Consider the following 16,598-nt stretch of genomic DNA (forward strand, 5'->3'; position numbering starts at 1 on the left):
CTCCTGAATTCTGTTTGAGCACCTATCACCTGCTACATCCGTTGTTGGGGTATCATAATGATAAATTCCGTACCTATGCCAGGAATAGATTTGCATTCAAGTTGACCTTGATGATTTTCAACAATAATTTGATAGCTAATAGATAGTCCTAAACCTGTGCCTTTACCAACTGGTTTAGTAGTAAAGAATGGATTAAATATTTGTTGTGTTATTTTTTCATCAATTCCCATACCATTATCACTAATCCGAATTGAAATCCAGTTATTTACGAGTTCTGTAGTAATTTTGATGGTAGGAGTAAAGCTTGAGGTTTGAAGTGTAGCTGTACTCATTTTTTTAGAAAAACTTGGCTGATCACAGTCTAATTTTTGTTCTAAAGCATCAATAGCATTGCTAATAATATTCATCAACACTTGATTGAGTTTACCAGCATAACACTCTACCAACGGGAGATTGCCATATTCTTTAATAACTGTAATTTCTGGGCAACCAATTCGGGATTTGAGGCGATTTTTGAGAATCATCAAGGTGCTATCAATACCTTCATGGATATCAACCTTTTTCACTTCTGCTTCATCTAAGCGGGAGAATGTACGCAAAGAGCGAACAATTTCGCTAATGCGTTCCGCCCCTATTTCCATAGAATTTAAAACTTGGTTCAAGTCTTTTTTGATAAAATCCAAATCCATTTGCTTGCTTTTTTCTACTATAGAAATAACAGGATTTGGATAAGATTCTTGATAACACTGGAGTAAATCTAAAATATCATCAGCATATTGAGCAACATAGTTAATATTACCGTAAATAAAATTCACAGGATTATTAATTTCATGAGCAATACCCGCGACTAAAACTCCTAAAGCTGACATCTTTTCAGATTCGACTAACTTACTTTGCATCGCTTGCAGCTTTTTTAGAGTTTCTTCTAAATCTTGACTTTGCTCTTCTAAAGTTTTTTGTGATTCTCGCAGTTCATCAATCACCTTCAGAAACAAAGCCTCTTTTTTTTCATTTGTTTCTTCTAAGGCAATTCTTGATGATTCAGAACGCTCAAGTTTTTTCTGAAGAATCCGATTAGCTTTTTCCAGTTCCTTGATTTTTTGCTCATATTCTAATTCCATCATCTTTTAATGTATTCCTATTAAAAGAGTCACGAATGTTTCATGATGTAATCTAGTTTCGCCTCCACCATTTAAAGGTGAAATTTCACCATGAGTATAAAAACCGCAACCTGGAATAGCTGTTGTCAAACATTCTTGAGCAAGTTGATATTCTTCTATTGTGCGTGTACCTAGCAATAGCCGACGAGCTGCACACGAAAAAAATAGAGCCGCATCTGGCTTTGTACCTGGGTAATTATTTAAAGCATTTGTAATTGAGGTTTTAGCAGCGCCTAAAATCTCATCTCGACTAGCTTGCGCTATTTGTACAGACGCATTTTCTGGTATTTCACCTAAAAAAGTAATGCTGCCAGTTTTGATATCATGAATACTAGGCGCACGCATATAAAATTCTTCTGCTTCTGACTCAAATACGGCTAAAGGATATTCACCAGAAGGGGGGAGACCACCTAAATAATGATGATAAAAATCTAATGCAGGTTTGCCGTCAATTTCATAAAGAATATTTTTATCAACTTTGGTAACTTTCCCTTTTTTTCCTAAAGGATGCCAACCACTAGCTACCCCTTGCGAAAACAAGAATTTACCGGAAAATATCAACACAGGCACAGCATCGGTAAGAATTTCAGTTTGAAAAAATTGATAGGTTTTTTGAAATTTCCATTGGTCAGCAGTTAACCCACCAAAAATAGGAATATCTTTACCTAGTGCTAGTTTTAAGCCTTCTACAATCGCAACACCATCAACTGTTAAACTTTCAGGTAAAGTCAAGCATAATTGAGACGAAGCTTGATTTTTAAGTTTGGATTTTGCTTGTTCTACAGCTTGTTTAGTTGCTAAAATCGGGTCTTTTGATAGTTCTCTACCCAAACCTGCATAAATTTCAAGTTCATCAGCACAAAATAGCATTAAAGCAATTGAATCTTGCTGAAATTGTAATAATGAGGAAATTTCGGCATCGGTTGTCCCACCAATTAACTCAATTCCTGGGAAAGCTTGCACAATTTCTTGCAAGATGAGTGCATAATCAAAGTCAATTGCAGCAAACAAAACGCCAGCTTGCGGAAGTTTACCATCTAGTTGATCTTGACATTGCTCTATAACTTCAGTAATTGCTGCTAAAGAGTCTGGATCATTACTATGGCCAACCACTACATTCAACATATATCTCTGGAATTTTCTCAACCGCAGGCTTATTATTCCCAAAACCAGATTGCTGTATTAAAGCTGACGATAAATTTATGCTGAAGAATGGAACAATTTTTTCCTAGCAAGACCTTGGTTTTTGAGAAGACCGAGGAACAGAATTGCTTAGAATCACCGTATAAAAAAATTCCCACCCAGGCGAATGCGTGGATGGGAAATATTGAGTAGGGAATTTCTCACTTTCCCTACATCATTGGAGGAATTACTTGCTTTCAGTGAAATCTGCATCAATTACATCATCACCGCTACCAGAAGAAGTAGAAGCACCACCATCTTGAGGTTCAGCACCGGGTGCAGCACCACCGCCAGCTTGTTGATAGATATTGCTACCAACTGCAAATAGTGCTTGTTGCAATTCTGGCATCAGCTTGGTGATTTGCTCATCGTCTTCCTTAGCAACAGCTTCCCGCAGGTCTTTTACCAAACCTTCAACTTTGGTCTTATCAGCCGCAGGAACTTTATCACCTAATTCTTGCAGTTGCTTCTCAGCTTGGTATGCCAAGGAATCAGCTTGGTTCTTGCGCTCAATTTTCTCACGACGTTCTTTATCAGCAGAGGCGTTTTGTTCTGCTTCGCGCACCATCCGGTCAACATCATTTTTATCTAAGGTAGAAGCACCAGTAATGCTGATTGACTGTTCCTTACCGGTACCTTTGTCCTTAGCAGTAACGTTGAGGATACCATTAGCGTCGATGTCGAAGGTTACTTCAATTTGAGGTACGCCACGGGGTGCGGGAGGAATACCATCGAGGCGGAAGGTTCCCAAACTCTTGTTGTCGTTAGCAAATTCCCGTTCACCTTGGAGGACGTGAATTTCTACGTTGGTTTGACCATCAACAGCGGTAGAAAATACCTCGGATTTCTTGGTTGGAATTGTGGTGTTGCGAGGGATAATCTTGGTCATGACACCGCCCAAGGTTTCTACACCCAGAGACAATGGTGTTACGTCTAACAACAAGATACCTGTTACGTCACCAGCCAATACACCAGCTTGAATTGCTGCACCAACTGCTACCACTTCATCAGGGTTAACGCTTTGGTTAGGATCTTTACCCAACGCTCGCTTCACCAATTCTTGGACTGCGGGAATACGGGTAGAACCACCAACTAGCACCACTTCATCGATATCATTTTTGCTTAACTTGGCATCGCGGAGCGCATTCTCCACAGGAATACGGCAACGGTCGATTAAGTCAGAGCAAAGTTCTTCAAACTTAGCGCGAGTCAGCGTCATATCCAGGTGCTTAGGCCCGTCCTGGGTAGCTGTGATGAATGGTAGGTTGATTTCCGCTTGGGTAACACTGGAAAGCTCAATCTTAGCTTTTTCTGCCGCTTCTGTTAAACGTTGCAGTGCTTGTCTGTCTTTGCGGAGGTCGATACCTTCATCTTTGCGGAATTGTTCTGCTAAGAAATCAACAATTTTTTTATCGAAGTCGTCACCACCCAAGTGGGTATCACCAGAAGTTGCTAATACTTCAAATACGCCGTCGCCTACTTCCAGTACGGATACGTCGAATGTACCACCACCTAAGTCAAATACCAGGATGGTTTCGTTGCTCTTCTTATCGAAACCGTAAGCCAGAGAAGCGGCGGTAGGTTCGTTGATAATCCGTAGAACTTCAATACCAGCGATTTTACCAGCGTCTTTGGTAGCTTGGCGTTGAGAGTCGTTGAAGTATGCCGGAACGGTGATTACTGCTTGGGTAACAGTTTCACCTAGATATTTGCTTGCGTCTTCAACTAATTTACGCAGAACTTTAGCCGAAATTTCTTCGGGAGCAAACTGCTTACCAGCGCCAGGAGAGTCTAGCTTGACGTTACCGCCACTGCTCAACACTTTATAAGACACTTCTGTAGCTTCATTAGTCACTTCATCAAAGCGACGACCAATAAAGCGCTTAACTGAATAAAAAGTGTTTTCTGGGTTCATCACCGCTTGGCGCTTGGCAATTTGCCCTACCAAGGTGTCGCCATTTTTAGCAAACGCTACTACTGATGGTGTTGTCCGAAAACCTTCTGCGTTAGCAATAACCGTGGGTTTACCACCTTCCATTACTGCGACGCAGGAGTTAGTTGTACCTAAGTCAATTCCAACTACTTTTGCCATTTTAGGTGCTGGCTCCGTATAACTACAAATGAATGGGAATATAAAGGACTAAATCTTGAACCAACTGGTTTATGAAAGCAGTTATTTCAGCATTAATAACCTTTGGCTCGGTTTGGCTGGGGTTATAGCCCCAAGTTCTGCTGATATATATACTGAGCTTGTATAGCCAGTCCATGAAGGGTGGTTTCCCGAACCTGAGATAGGACGGTTAATTTTAAAGATTTGTTTAGTTGGTTCATGGATTAATTTGCTTTCACTTCGTCTAATTTATGAGAATTAATACATTGAGTAATTAGGGTGAACCGTAATCGTAATGTGGTGTTTGCCGTCTTTAAACAACATTAATTCCAAAGGTACAGAGAACAAATGAGCTATAAAAGGAGCCTTTGCCAGACAAATTCAGTTAAAACGCGGATACTTAATAGGAGTTACGCATGAAAACGAAAAATCAAGGGTTTGGAGAAGGAAGGGTGTAGGGGTGCGTGGGTGTAGATGTTCAAAACTTTCACACCCTATACCCTTACACCCTCACACCCAATCTCAACGGACAACCGGGCGTAAGTCCTAACTTAGTCAAGGGTAGATTTTGTAGCGTTTATGTATTAAAAATGTAATTAAAAAATGCTAGTTATGCGTCGTGCCTCTGGATGTTTATTTGGGCTGGCCTGTGGTGATGCCTTGGGGGCTGCTACAGAATTTTTAAATGTTGAAGAAATTCGCCGTCGCTTTCCGCCAAATGGGCCGCAAGAAATTGTCGGCAACCCCGCACGCGTAACCGACGACACACAGATGACATTAGCAGTAGGGCAAGCCCTGGTTGAAGTAGGTGCAGCGAACTTGACAGTAGCTAGTTTAGAACCTGTACTCAGACGTAAGTTTATTGAATGGTTACACAGTCCAGACAATAATCGCGCCCCTGGAATGACTTGTTTGCAGGCTTGTGAATATCTAGAAGTTGGTTTGCCTTGGCTGCAAGCAACCAGACCAAACTCTAAAGGGTGTGGTGCAAATATGCGTGTTGCGCCTGTAGGTCTACTGCCAAAGGATGATACAACTCGTGCGGCAGTTGCCCAATTCCAAGCAGTATTAACTCACGGTCATCCTACCGCCCTGGCCGCCTCAGATTTAACCGCAGCAGCAATTACTTACCTTGTCAAGGGCGGCGAACCGCAAAAATTGCCTGCTCAACTGAGAAACTATGCTTTAAGTCAGCGCTTAGTCTACCATGCTGATTGGCTGGGTTCTTTATGGCAACGGCCAGGCATTGCTACACCAGAAGAATTTATTAGTCGTGGCTGGGATGAGTGTTTAGCAGTGCTTGACCGTCTGGATGCGGCTTTAGTCAACCCCAACCGCGACATCGACCCTTGTTTAGCAATAGGTGACGGTTGGGTAGCAGAAGAAGCCTTTGCCACAGGTTTGTTGTGCTTTTTATTCTTTCCAGAAGAACCATTAGCCGCACTGCGACGCGCTGTACTCACAGCAGGCGATTCTGACTCTATTGCTTGTTTGGCAGGTGCTTTTGCTGGGGCATATTTGGGAATGGCTGTATGGCCAGAAGATTGGGTAATTCGCATTGAATACCGCGACCAATTGGCTGCTTTGGGTAAGCTTTGGGATTAGCTGAATATAAAAATCATTCTTGAGTAACGAGATACCCGACTTTTTTAAAAAAGTCGGGTATCTCATACCAATTGAAGAATAATAATGATGTCAAAAAATGAATTGTTCAAAAGGTCATATCAAAACTGTTTTACAATCCAAGATCTAAAATCCAAAATGGTATTACCTCACAGAAAAAGCTTCGCTAAATCTGCGAGTTACAGGTTCGATAATGAAAGTTAAAATTGATTTCTTGCGAGTGACAATTTCGCCTGTAGCAGCCATACCGGGAGTAAATACTACTTCTTTACCCCGTACATTGATGGAATGTTTACTCAACTGAACTCTGGTGGGAAAAACTAAGCCTAAATCTTTATCCACCACAGCATTGGGGCTAACTTGTACTACTGTGCCATCAATAGTGCCGAATTCCTGGAAAGGAAAAGTAGCCATTTTTACCTTTGTCTTCATGCCTGGATGAATGAACCCAATATCGCGGTTGAGAACTTTCACCTCTAGTTGCAACTCTTCCCCATCTGGCAGGATGGAAAGTAATTCTTCACCTGCTTGTACAGGGCCTTTGGTGGCCTTGATTCTGTAGATTGTGCCAGCAACAGGAGCTTTGATGGTTTCTCCGTCTTGTTGCTTTTTCGCCTGGGCTAATTGACCAGAAACGGTAGTCAATTCTTCTTTACGCTTATTCATCTGAGTTAAAATTTCGCTTTGGCGCTCAGATGAGACACGCTGTGCTTGATTCCGCGCTGCTTGAAAAGCTTCCTCAGCTTGGCGGATTTCTTGCACTTGGGCTGCAATATCTTTTTCTAGGGATACAACTCGATCTTGTGCTTCTGTAACTTTATTGTTGGCGTTAGTTACTTCGTCTTCTGATCTAGTAACTTCTGTGTTGGCACGATTTAATCTTTCTTGAGCTTCCAAGTAATCCACTCTGGGAACAGCACCAGGAGTAATTAAGGTGCGGAGTTTTTCTTCTCGATTTTGGGCGATCGCTAATGCTTCTTTCACTTTTTCACGGATATTTTTCGCATTAGCTAAGTTAGCTTTGGCATTAACTAACCCAGTTTTGGCAGTATCTAAATTTTCTCGCAAGCGAGCTAGGCGCACTTTTGCTTGGTCAAGAATGGCGCGTTGGCGGTTGGCTTCGGCTTCTGCACTGGCTTGACGTGCTTGATAATCGCGCAAACGTGCAGTTAACAGTTCATCTTGGAGTTTTTCGCCAGTACTTTTACCACCAATGCGTTCTACATCCAAACGCTCTAAGTCATCCTTAATCAACTTGCTGGATTCTGTCAGGCGGTTTACGTCTGTTTTTTGGAAGTCGGGATCGCGTTGAATTAACACTTGATTTCTGGTAACGCGATCGCCTTCTGTGACTTTCACCGCCATAATCATCCCATTTCCCAGAGATGTAACTGGTCTTACTTGCGTCGAAGCAATTAATTCCCCTTGTGCGATCGCCACTTCATCAATTTCCGAGAAATGCGCCCAGGCGATCGTGCCAAATAAAGCTAAACTAATACTTCCTGCTAACAATCTAGTGTACAGCGGTGGCAATTCTTGAACTGCCTTACCTAATTCATAAGACAGTTGATCCTCTGGCTTGGCGAATCGCTGTTTTGTCTGACGCGCTTGAGCAGCATTTGCAACTAGGGGAGAGGTCATAAAATCTTAATGTTATTTGTTCTTTGTCATTTGTCCTTATTTATTAGTCCTGTGTCCGGATGCTAATGACCAAGGACTAATATTTATAGCCGTAGTCACTTAGACTGTGTTGATTGCTCAAAGCTTTGTATTGACTGAATCTATACTCAGCACTCACACTTCGGCTTCGCTCAGTGTACAGGACTCAACACTTTGCTATACTTCAAACTGCTAAATAGCGTCGTAAAAAACTTTCCAAGGTTTCCAATTGAAAATTGAAAATTCTCTCTAAGTTAGCTATTTCCTCTTTTTTACAGAAAAATTCATTAGATAGCAATGTCCGATAAGTCCCCAAAGCTTTTTGTGTTTGCGGATTTAATAAACCGATAACATTTCTTAACCCATCAAGAACAAATACTGGCGGATTAATGACTATCGGTTGTTTGTTAAAAATCCGACCAAATATTCGAGGAATATCTTCTCTTAGCAAAATTTCTGGCCCCCCAACTGGTAATATTTGGTTACGTGCTTCTGGAACTTTTACAGAATCAACTATCATTCTTGCCAAATCGTCTGTACTCACAATTGAGCTACGGTTTTTGGGGTCGCCAATCAGTAAATATAACCCTGTTTCTCGGAACTGTTCTGCCAGTGGCAGCAAATTTGATGCTAGTCCAGATGGGCGTAAAATAGTGTAATTTAAGCCACTATCTATCAAATATCGCTCTACTGCGCTTTTGGCTTTAAATACGGGAGCATCTTCATAACCGCGATCGGCTCCTAATACAGAGACAAAGACAAAATGCTGGACTTGATTAAGTTTTGCTTGGTCAATCAGTTCTATATTGGCACGATAGTCAAGGGATAAAACATCTCCAGCAGAACCGTGAGCGCTGATAATATATTTGACACCTTGAGTAGCTTTTTCTATATCTCTTGCTTCGCGTAAATCACCGATGAAGATTTCTGCACCTCGGTGTTCTAACTCGCTATAACGTGAGGTAAGACGCACAAATGCCCTGACTGATTGTTCCTGTTGGCATAGCAGTCGCACAACACGACGACCAATTCCTCCCGTTGCTCCTGTTACCAAAAACATATAAATACCTAAAATTAATATACTCAGAGGATGTTGGGAAAGTATTAAACCACTCAATTAAGCAAGTCTTCTGGTGCATTAACCGAATCATAGCGATCTGCACAAAGGTTTCATGGGTCTGCGGTAAAGTTTCGTAGTCCTTACTCAATCGATGACACCAATAGTAAAACTGTTGTATTTTTATCTACTGACAGAATATCGTTACTTGAGCTTTTTTTGACTTTCCAAACATCCTCTTACCTCAACTTTATCTATTTTTGTGGTGACGCGATCGCTATCCCTAAAACCCAGGTTGGATGCTAGTTTTAGTTTTTGAACTTGATCCATACTTAGTGACGTAGAAAAAGTATTTGCCAAAAAGCCATGATTTTTGCCAAATACAAAAACTGAGTTCTTAATTTTGGATAAAGTCAAGCTTACCTGTAAAATCTCAACCAGAGTAGGTAAGGACAGACAATGAAAATACTAATTACTGGAGGAGCTGGCTATATTGGGTCGATACTGACACCAACTTTACTAGCTCATGGTTATGAGGTGACTGTATTAGATAACTTCATGTTTCACCAAAATAGCTTGGCCGATTGCTGTCAATATGACGGGTTTCAAGTTGTGAGGGGTGATTGCAGAGATGAAAATACTATTAAATTTTTGCTCAAAGATGCCGATGTCATTATTCCTTTAGCAGCATTAGTTGGTGCGCCCTTGTGTAAAAATGACACGATTGGTACACAAACAATCAACTCAGATGCCGTCAAAATGTTATGTCGCTTGGCTAGTAATGAACAGCGAATTCTTATGCCAGTGACAAATAGTGGTTATGGCATTGGTGAATCTGGCAAATTTTGTACAGAAGAAACTCCTTTACGCCCGATTTCACTGTATGGGATTACAAAAGTAGAAGCCGAAACAGCAGTTTTAGAAAGAGAAAATAGCATCACTTTCAGACTAGCAACTGTCTTTGGTATGTCACCTCGGATGAGAATTGATTTATTAGTCAATGACTTCGTGTATCGGGCTGTCCATGACCGAGCATTACTAGTGTTTGAGGGGCATTTTAAGAGAAATTATATTCATATCCGCGATGTAGCTAAAGTATTTTTGCATGGCATTACTAATTTTGAAACTATGAAGGGTAAACCCTACAATGTGGGCTTAGAAGATGCCAATTTATCAAAATTAGAACTTTGTTCTGAAATTAAAAAACACCTGCCCAATTTTGTCTATCTAGAAGCTCCCATTGGAGAAGATCCTGATAAGCGCGATTACATAGTTTCTAACACCAGAATTTTAAATACTGGCTTTGAACCAGATTGGTCTTTAAGCCGAGGCATTCAAGAGTTAATTAAAGGTTATACAATCTTACGCAACAGCTTGTATTCTAACGTCTAGTAGGTGAGCTTATGTCATTTCCCTCAAATGAGGTCATAGCTGTAATTTTAGCTGGTGGTTACGGCACACGCATCAAACACCTATTAGATGATGTGCCAAAACCTATGGTTTCAGTTGCAGGTAAACCTTTTATTGAGTGGGTTGTACTTTATCTAAAAACACAAGGTATTACAAAAGCCATTATTTCCACAGGTTATTTAGGAGAAGTTATAGAAAAACATTTCCAAACACAACCTGTTGATGGTATTCAGACTATTTGCTGTCGAGAAACCAACCCCCTAGGCACTGCTGGGGGTTTTTTAAATGCTGTACATCAAAGTGGAGAATCGCCTAATGCTTGGTTAGTTGTTAATGGTGACTCTCTAGTTTTTGCTAATTTGGCATTACTTAGTCATCATCTTTCTAGTAATAAAACTAGTGGTGTAATTCTTGGCTTATCAGTGAATGATACTTCCAGATATGGTTCACTAGTATGTAATCAATCAGGTAAACTAGAAAAATTTGCAGAAAAATGTCTAGGGTCTGGAATAATAAGTGCAGGAGTATATTTATTAAAAAATTCTTTGATCAAAGAATTTCCGAATACATTACCTTTGAGTTTTGAAAATGAAATATTTCCTTTATTACTGAGCAAGAATTTCTGGTTAAAAGTAGCTATTACTAATGCTAATTTTTTGGATATAGGCACTCCCGAATCTTTGCCACAAGCTGAATCATTTATATTAAAAAATTTAGATAAATTATCTTTGATATGTTAAGATATTCATCTTTGAAATATATAAAGATGTAGATTTTATAACTTCTATATAGATATTTGTTTGACTTGTGAAGAAATTTATCAACAAGTTAAAAAATGAATTTGCTCCAGAAACATTTGAATTAAAAGAAACAGCAGCAAATTATGGATGTGCGCGTTATGGATTTAGTTTTAGGATTCAAAACTAAATCGAAGAGCTACTTAATAAAGCATCTATGTAGTTAAGTAAAAATTTCTTTTTTCAAGTTCTGAATAATAGTTAAATATTACAAGGTTAAAAATCAATTTAGTAACAATAAACTTATGCTAATATCTCGCGCTCCTGTTCGTATCAGTTTTTTTGGTGGTGGAACTGACTATCCAGAATATTTTCTCCAGCATGGAGGCGCTGTATTAGCTACAGCTATTGATAAGTTTTCCTACATTACTGCTAACACATTTCTCAGCCGCTTATTTGATTACTCAATTCGATTGTCGTATCGGAAAGTCGAACTAGTTAAAAACTTGGATGAAATTGAACATCGTGTTTTTCGAGAGTGTTTGAAGTTTTGCGGGTTAGATAAAGATATTGAATTACATAATGTAGCGGATTTACCTGCATTTACTGGCTTAGGTTCTTCCTCTGCATTTACTGTTTCTTTGTTACAAGCACTTCATAGTTTTAAAGGTGAATTTATCAAACCACTGGAATTAGCCTATGAAGCAATTTATGTAGAACGCAACTTAGTTAAAGACAAAGTAGGATGCCAAGATCAGGTTTTAGCTGCGGTAGGTGGATTTAATTTAGTGGAATTTAGAGCAGAAGACGACATTATCGTTAACCGTTTACCCATATCTCCACAACGCTTACAAGAATTTGAACAGCATCTTTTTATTGTGTTTACAGGTATTAGACGCAAAGCTGCTGATGTTGTAGCGCAGCAGTTACAGAAGGTGGTCGATAACACAGCTACGTTGAAGGAAATGCGATACATGGTTGATGAAGGTTGGGACATTTTAACTAGCAATAGACCGTTATCCGAATTTGGTACATTATTGCATCGCGCGTGGTTAGCTAAACGCAGTCTTGAAGGTGTTATTTCTAATCCTGAAATTGACAATATTTATCAGATGGGAATGGAGGCAGGAGCTTGGGGTGGTAAGTTGTTGGGAGCAGGAGCCGGCGGGTTTATGTTATTTTTTTCCTCTCCAGAATTTCATAAAAAATTAGAACTGATTTTTGCAAGCTATCAAATATTAACAGCAAAAATAAACGCGCCAGGGTCACAAATAATTTTTTCTTAAAAAATACACAATTTATTAAATCAAATAAGTATATGAAAGTTTTAATTGTTGATTTTGACTTATTTAAAAAGATTGGTGGTGGGCAGACATTCTATCGTAGCCTAATTGAAAAAAATCCTCATCTTGATTTTTATTACTTTATAGTTTCTGAAAATTTAGAAGATTTTCGTCCCAATAACTCCCATGCTATTGTTTATCAGGAAAAATATCATCTTGCTAATTATGCTGTTTTTCTTGATTTAACACCACCCAAATGGATGTATAGGGCATTTATTCAGGCTAGTAATATAGCAGCTTCAGTGGCTGGACAGTGTTTTGACGTTGTAGACATACCAGATTATGAACAATTTGGTACTATGCTCAGACCTGCACTGCAACATCATAATGTAGATTTTGAACGTATTGCCTTGTCAATGCACGGTAATATATCTACATCTATTCAGATGGACTGGTTTTATGGTGGAAAAGTTGACCAAACTTTAATTTGGCAGGAAAAATTTCAATATAGTGTGGTCGATACGCGCTATGGTATCAGTCAAACATATTTAGATGAATGGCAGGAAATTGTAGATTTAAAATCTTATTATTTAAATCCTTTATCAGTTATATCATTACCTAAGCCAAAGTTAGCTATAAATTCAGACGAATTACCTGATCTCAATTTTGTGGGAAGAACTGAAAGACGTAAAGGTCCAGATAGTTTTGTCGAGTTAACTTGGTGGCTACCTCGTTCTAAATTTAAAACAGCTAATATTATTGGCCCTGATAGTTTTGACTATAAAGGACAATTAGGTTCAGGGCTACTACTTTATCAAATGATTAATAACAGACTCAAAGATGATATTAAATTATTGCCATCTATGAGTCACGAACAATTATTTGAGCAGGTATTTGCTAGTAAATCTATAACTTTACTACCTTCTAAATATGACACATTTAATTTAACTGCACTGGAATCTTTATTCTCCGGCTGTCCCACGGTTATAGGCACTGGTGCAGGAGTAGTAAAATTCCTTAAGGAAACTTATCCTAATTTACCATTGATTACTATAGATAAAAATAATATTTATTCATGTATTAGTTCGATAATTTCAATATTAGATACTTACGACGATTATCGTTATAACTTAGTGGAATATCTCTCACAAACTCAGCCAGAAATATATGGATTACCTATAGAATCTATATATGAAACACAGCCAGTTTATGAACAAGATATGCGACGCAAAACTGAGTACTGGTATGCTCAGTTAATTAGGTTTCAAGAAATAAATAGCAGAAAAAATCTACTGGCTTATAAATCTATCAAAAACAATGTTGTACGCAGGCTTAAAAAACAACTTCAACCAGAAGTAAAACAAGTTTTAAGAAATTTGAATTCATTAAGGATCAATCCTAAAGATTTCATCAGAAAAAAAATTCGTGGTTTTTTAAGCAAGGATAATTACGAAAACTTAAAAATAGTTGACCAAGGGATAAAAGCCTTATCCTTAGTAGATAAATATCAATATATTTTTAACTTAGGCGAAAGTAACACTCAAGAACTAAGTGGTAAGGTGAGTAATTGTTGGAATTTAGCCTCTGAATATCGTATTGATCGCGTGAGACTCTGGAGGGAGTTAGCCAGATTGGAGATGCTTAGAGGTAATGATATTGTTGCGGCTACTTATCAAATAAGATGTATGCGATCGCTAGGTTATGATTATTTTAGCGAGCTGCCAAACGTGGTATCCATACTCCAGAACAATGGCTTTAGTCGAGAAGCATTAGCGGCGGAAGCTATGTATGGCAATTTGCCAGATCAACATGAACGTTGTCAAAGTATTATTAATCAAGCTCTAGCAGACAATAAACTTAATCAAAAGTGGGAGTACGAATTTCTCGATGACCGACGGACTGCCTCCGACTATCGAGTTTCCATCATAGTTTCACTGTATAATGCTGCTGCCAAGCTACCTTTATTTTTGCAAACACTCACCCTCCAAACATTGATTCAAGCTGGTGTTGCTGAGGTAATTCTAGTTGATAGCGGTTCTCCGGCTGATGAATATAGTGTCTTTAAACAGGTGATGACATCTCTGGATATCCCGATTCTCTATGCTCGATGTCCTAAGCGTGAAACCATACAAAGTGCTTGGAATTGTGGTATTGATCTGGCGCGTTCACCATATTTGACATTTTTGGGTGTTGATGAAACCATACTACCGGAATGTCTGGAAATATTAGCCGCAGAACTCGATGCAGATCCCACCCTAGATTGGGTACAAGCAAATAGTTTAGTGACAAATGTGGATCAAAATGGTTTATGGGTGAACGATATTATGTGTTATGACCGCAAAGGTTATAAACAAGGTCTTGTTTACCTAGAAACCTGTTACTTATCGTGGGTAGGTGGGCTGTATCGTCGCTCGATTCATAACCGATTTGGTTTTTATGATGCTACCTTCAGAGCTGCGGGAGACACAGAATTTAAAAGTCGTGTATTGCCATTCATTAAAACAAAAGCGATTCCGCAAACTTTAGGTGTTTTTCGTAACTATCCAGATGAGCGTACTACACAACATCCTAGAGCAGAGATAGAAGATTTACGCGCTTGGTATTTGCATCGAACTTTAGCTGGAGTCGAATATGCTTTTGCAAATCATGACCCTCAAGAAGTTGAGGAATTGTTCTATAGCTGTTTAAAATATCGCAAATCATACTGTCAGCACTGGAGTACAGATGTAGAATATGCCTACAATGTAGGGCGTTTTATACAACAAAAGTTCCCAGACTCAGCAATTATCAAATACTTGCCAGGAACTAAAAGCTTACTGGATGCTTACAGAAAATTAGATTGGCTACCTCAGCTTTCTAAACTCTCACCTGTGAATACGGTGATTCGCACAAATCATGTAATTAAAGAAATTGAACAACAGCATCAGAATATTGCACCTATGTATAAAATCTTTAATGATAATCGTCACGAACAACATGCCTTTTTGTGGTTGACTGAGGTATGAAAATTGAATATTTTTCAGCTATTTACTAATACAAGTAACTGCTAGTTGTCGATAAATGGCCACTACAAAATTCGCTTAGAAAACTTCAAACTTATGAAAATTCTAAAAAATTGGCTAAAGAATAAACTTCGTAATAGTTTAAATATTGAAATATTAGAAGATTCTGTTAATCAACTCAATAATAAATTTACTTTGTCCATTCCAGCATTAGAAAATTCTATTAATCAGCTTAATAATGCAGTCTCTAGAAATGATCAAGGTTTATTTGGTACTTCTTACTGGTATGAAGGTAACTTATGGGAGCCTACTGTTCAAATTGCATTACGAGACCTTTGTAAACCAGGTGATGTAGTTTTTGATGTGGGTGCTAACTTTGGTGGATTAACAACTGTCATGTCACGAATGGTAGGGCCAAAAGGTGTTGTATGTGCTTTTGAAGCAAGTCCAAGAATTATAGATAAATGTCAACGAAATTTAGTGTTAAATGGGTGCAATAATGTACAAATTTATCATGTTGCCGTCTATAGTAAGTCTAACGAAAAAGTACCCATTTACTTAGGTGGTCATCTTAATGACAGTATTTATTCATCTAGGGATACAGACGTAGCAGCTTTTAATGTTTCAACACTGGCTCTTGATGACTTTATCTATTTTACAGGTTTAGTACCCAATTTAATCAAGATGGATATAGAAGGAGCAGAATTTGATGCTATTCAAGGTATGTTAAATACACTTGTGAATGTCAAGCCGCACTTAATATTAGAAACACAACCACAGGATACTCAGTGCCTTAATTTATTAAGGGAGAAAGGATATGTTGCTATAGACTTAAATAACTATCATGAAGTTAAAAGTTTTAATGACTATCCTGATGGTGTTGCTATACGTAATAACCTTTACGTTCATCAAGAGAGATTATCGGAAACTCTCTACAGACCCCCATTCAGTTTTTATGAAATAACTAGTTTAACACAGCAAGATTTCACTAATATTGATAACTTAATTAGTTTAGAATCTCCTATTAATCTTGATAAAGGTCGATATCTAATAGATATGGATTTTAGTGCTAAAGGTACAGATAACGAAATGATGTGCGGTGTAAAAGTGGGTGATACCGTCGTTTTTAGATATCATGGCTATACAAGTTTACTAGCTCAAAATTATCGTGATTGGGTAGTGAATTTAATAGAAGCTTCAGAAATCAATCTCTATTTTGAATTTTTGAATGGTACATTTGATGATACTTTTTTGATAAATCAGGCAAAAATATTTAGAATAGCAGAATTTGATAATCTAGTTTCTTATTTGTATACATAGTATAATTTGCTTTTTTACATAGTAATAATTATAAAAATCAAACATTTTTTGAATT

12 protein-coding genes are annotated in these 16,598 nt (G+C 38.4%); 6 read left to right on the plus strand and 6 right to left on the minus strand.

Features of this window, described 5'->3' with window-relative positions; translation table 11 throughout:
* Positions 1-32 precede the first annotated feature (32 nt).
* The 3 genes from ACMX3D_RS27545 to dnaK form a co-directional block, all read right to left on the minus strand.
* Positions 33-1,124 carry a sensor histidine kinase gene (locus tag ACMX3D_RS27545; RefSeq protein WP_482748952.1) on the minus strand — a complete coding sequence of 364 codons (1,092 nt, stop codon included), beginning with the start codon at positions 1,122-1,124 and terminating at the stop codon, positions 33-35.
* 3 nt (positions 1,125-1,127) lie between these two features.
* The gene (locus ACMX3D_RS27550) at positions 1,128-2,285 is read right to left on the minus strand and encodes an FIST signal transduction protein (protein ID WP_482748953.1); all 1,158 of its coding nucleotides are present in this window, start codon (positions 2,283-2,285) and stop codon (positions 1,128-1,130) included.
* A gap of 244 nt (positions 2,286-2,529) precedes the next feature.
* Entirely contained in the window at positions 2,530-4,434 is a 1,905-nt protein-coding gene (gene dnaK / locus ACMX3D_RS27555; RefSeq protein ID WP_482748954.1) for a molecular chaperone DnaK, read from the minus strand.
* Positions 4,435-5,064: 630 nt separating this feature from the next.
* On the opposite strand from dnaK, the gene ACMX3D_RS27560 reads away from it, so the two are divergent.
* Positions 5,065-6,057, plus strand: coding sequence for an ADP-ribosylglycohydrolase family protein (locus tag ACMX3D_RS27560; protein WP_482748955.1), 993 nt, complete (start codon positions 5,065-5,067; stop codon positions 6,055-6,057).
* A gap of 162 nt (positions 6,058-6,219) precedes the next feature.
* On the opposite strand, the gene ACMX3D_RS27565 is transcribed toward ACMX3D_RS27560, so the two are convergent.
* The 3 genes from ACMX3D_RS27565 to ACMX3D_RS27575 form a co-directional block, all read right to left on the minus strand.
* Positions 6,220-7,716: a beta-barrel domain-containing protein gene (locus ACMX3D_RS27565; RefSeq protein ID WP_482748956.1), complete on the minus strand. Its 1,497-nt coding sequence runs from the start codon at positions 7,714-7,716 to the stop codon at positions 6,220-6,222.
* A gap of 202 nt (positions 7,717-7,918) precedes the next feature.
* On the minus strand, positions 7,919-8,794 hold the full coding sequence (locus ACMX3D_RS27570; protein WP_482752442.1) for an SDR family oxidoreductase: 876 nt from the start codon (positions 8,792-8,794) through the stop codon (positions 7,919-7,921).
* Positions 8,795-8,995: 201 nt separating this feature from the next.
* Positions 8,996-9,121: a hypothetical protein gene (locus ACMX3D_RS27575; protein WP_482748957.1), complete on the minus strand. Its 126-nt coding sequence runs from the start codon at positions 9,119-9,121 to the stop codon at positions 8,996-8,998.
* 129 nt (positions 9,122-9,250) lie between these two features.
* On the opposite strand from ACMX3D_RS27575, the gene ACMX3D_RS27580 reads away from it, so the two are divergent.
* The 5 genes from ACMX3D_RS27580 (at position 9,251) to ACMX3D_RS27600 (ending at position 16,543) form a co-directional block, all read left to right on the plus strand.
* Positions 9,251-10,183 carry an NAD-dependent epimerase/dehydratase family protein gene (locus ACMX3D_RS27580; protein WP_482748958.1) on the plus strand — a complete coding sequence of 311 codons (933 nt, stop codon included), beginning with the start codon at positions 9,251-9,253 and terminating at the stop codon, positions 10,181-10,183.
* Between the two features lie 11 nt (positions 10,184-10,194).
* On the plus strand, positions 10,195-10,941 hold the full coding sequence (locus ACMX3D_RS27585) for a sugar phosphate nucleotidyltransferase (protein WP_482748959.1): 747 nt from the start codon (positions 10,195-10,197) through the stop codon (positions 10,939-10,941).
* A gap of 302 nt (positions 10,942-11,243) precedes the next feature.
* Positions 11,244-12,224, plus strand: a complete 981-nt coding sequence (locus ACMX3D_RS27590; protein ID WP_482748960.1) for a GHMP family kinase ATP-binding protein — start codon at positions 11,244-11,246, stop codon at positions 12,222-12,224.
* Between the two features lie 32 nt (positions 12,225-12,256).
* On the plus strand, positions 12,257-15,226 hold the full coding sequence (locus tag ACMX3D_RS27595; protein WP_482748961.1) for a glycosyltransferase: 2,970 nt from the start codon (positions 12,257-12,259) through the stop codon (positions 15,224-15,226).
* Between the two features lie 93 nt (positions 15,227-15,319).
* Positions 15,320-16,543 carry an FkbM family methyltransferase gene (locus ACMX3D_RS27600; RefSeq protein ID WP_482748962.1) on the plus strand — a complete coding sequence of 408 codons (1,224 nt, stop codon included), beginning with the start codon at positions 15,320-15,322 and terminating at the stop codon, positions 16,541-16,543.
* Positions 16,544-16,598 lie beyond the last annotated feature (55 nt).

It is taken from the genome of Anabaena sp. TISTR 8404 (assembly GCF_056847745.1).

Coding starts and splice junctions, on each gene's coding strand:
- ACMX3D_RS27570 (WP_482752442.1), bottom strand. CDS start 8,794: ATGTTTTTGGTAACAGGAGCAACGGGAGGAATTGGTCGTCGTGTTGTG.
- dnaK (WP_482748954.1), bottom strand. CDS start 4,434: ATGGCAAAAGTAGTTGGAATTGACTTAGGTACAACTAACTCCTGCGTC.
- ACMX3D_RS27550 (WP_482748953.1), bottom strand. CDS start 2,285: ATGTTGAATGTAGTGGTTGGCCATAGTAATGATCCAGACTCTTTAGCA.
- ACMX3D_RS27580 (WP_482748958.1), top strand. CDS start 9,251: ATGAAAATACTAATTACTGGAGGAGCTGGCTATATTGGGTCGATACTG.
- ACMX3D_RS27560 (WP_482748955.1), top strand. CDS start 5,065: ATGCGTCGTGCCTCTGGATGTTTATTTGGGCTGGCCTGTGGTGATGCC.
- ACMX3D_RS27575 (WP_482748957.1), bottom strand. CDS start 9,121: ATGGATCAAGTTCAAAAACTAAAACTAGCATCCAACCTGGGTTTTAGG.
- ACMX3D_RS27595 (WP_482748961.1), top strand. CDS start 12,257: ATGAAAGTTTTAATTGTTGATTTTGACTTATTTAAAAAGATTGGTGGT.
- ACMX3D_RS27590 (WP_482748960.1), top strand. CDS start 11,244: ATGCTAATATCTCGCGCTCCTGTTCGTATCAGTTTTTTTGGTGGTGGA.
- ACMX3D_RS27545 (WP_482748952.1), bottom strand. CDS start 1,124: ATGATGGAATTAGAATATGAGCAAAAAATCAAGGAACTGGAAAAAGCT.
- ACMX3D_RS27565 (WP_482748956.1), bottom strand. CDS start 7,716: ATGACCTCTCCCCTAGTTGCAAATGCTGCTCAAGCGCGTCAGACAAAA.
- ACMX3D_RS27585 (WP_482748959.1), top strand. CDS start 10,195: ATGTCATTTCCCTCAAATGAGGTCATAGCTGTAATTTTAGCTGGTGGT.
- ACMX3D_RS27600 (WP_482748962.1), top strand. CDS start 15,320: ATGAAAATTCTAAAAAATTGGCTAAAGAATAAACTTCGTAATAGTTTA.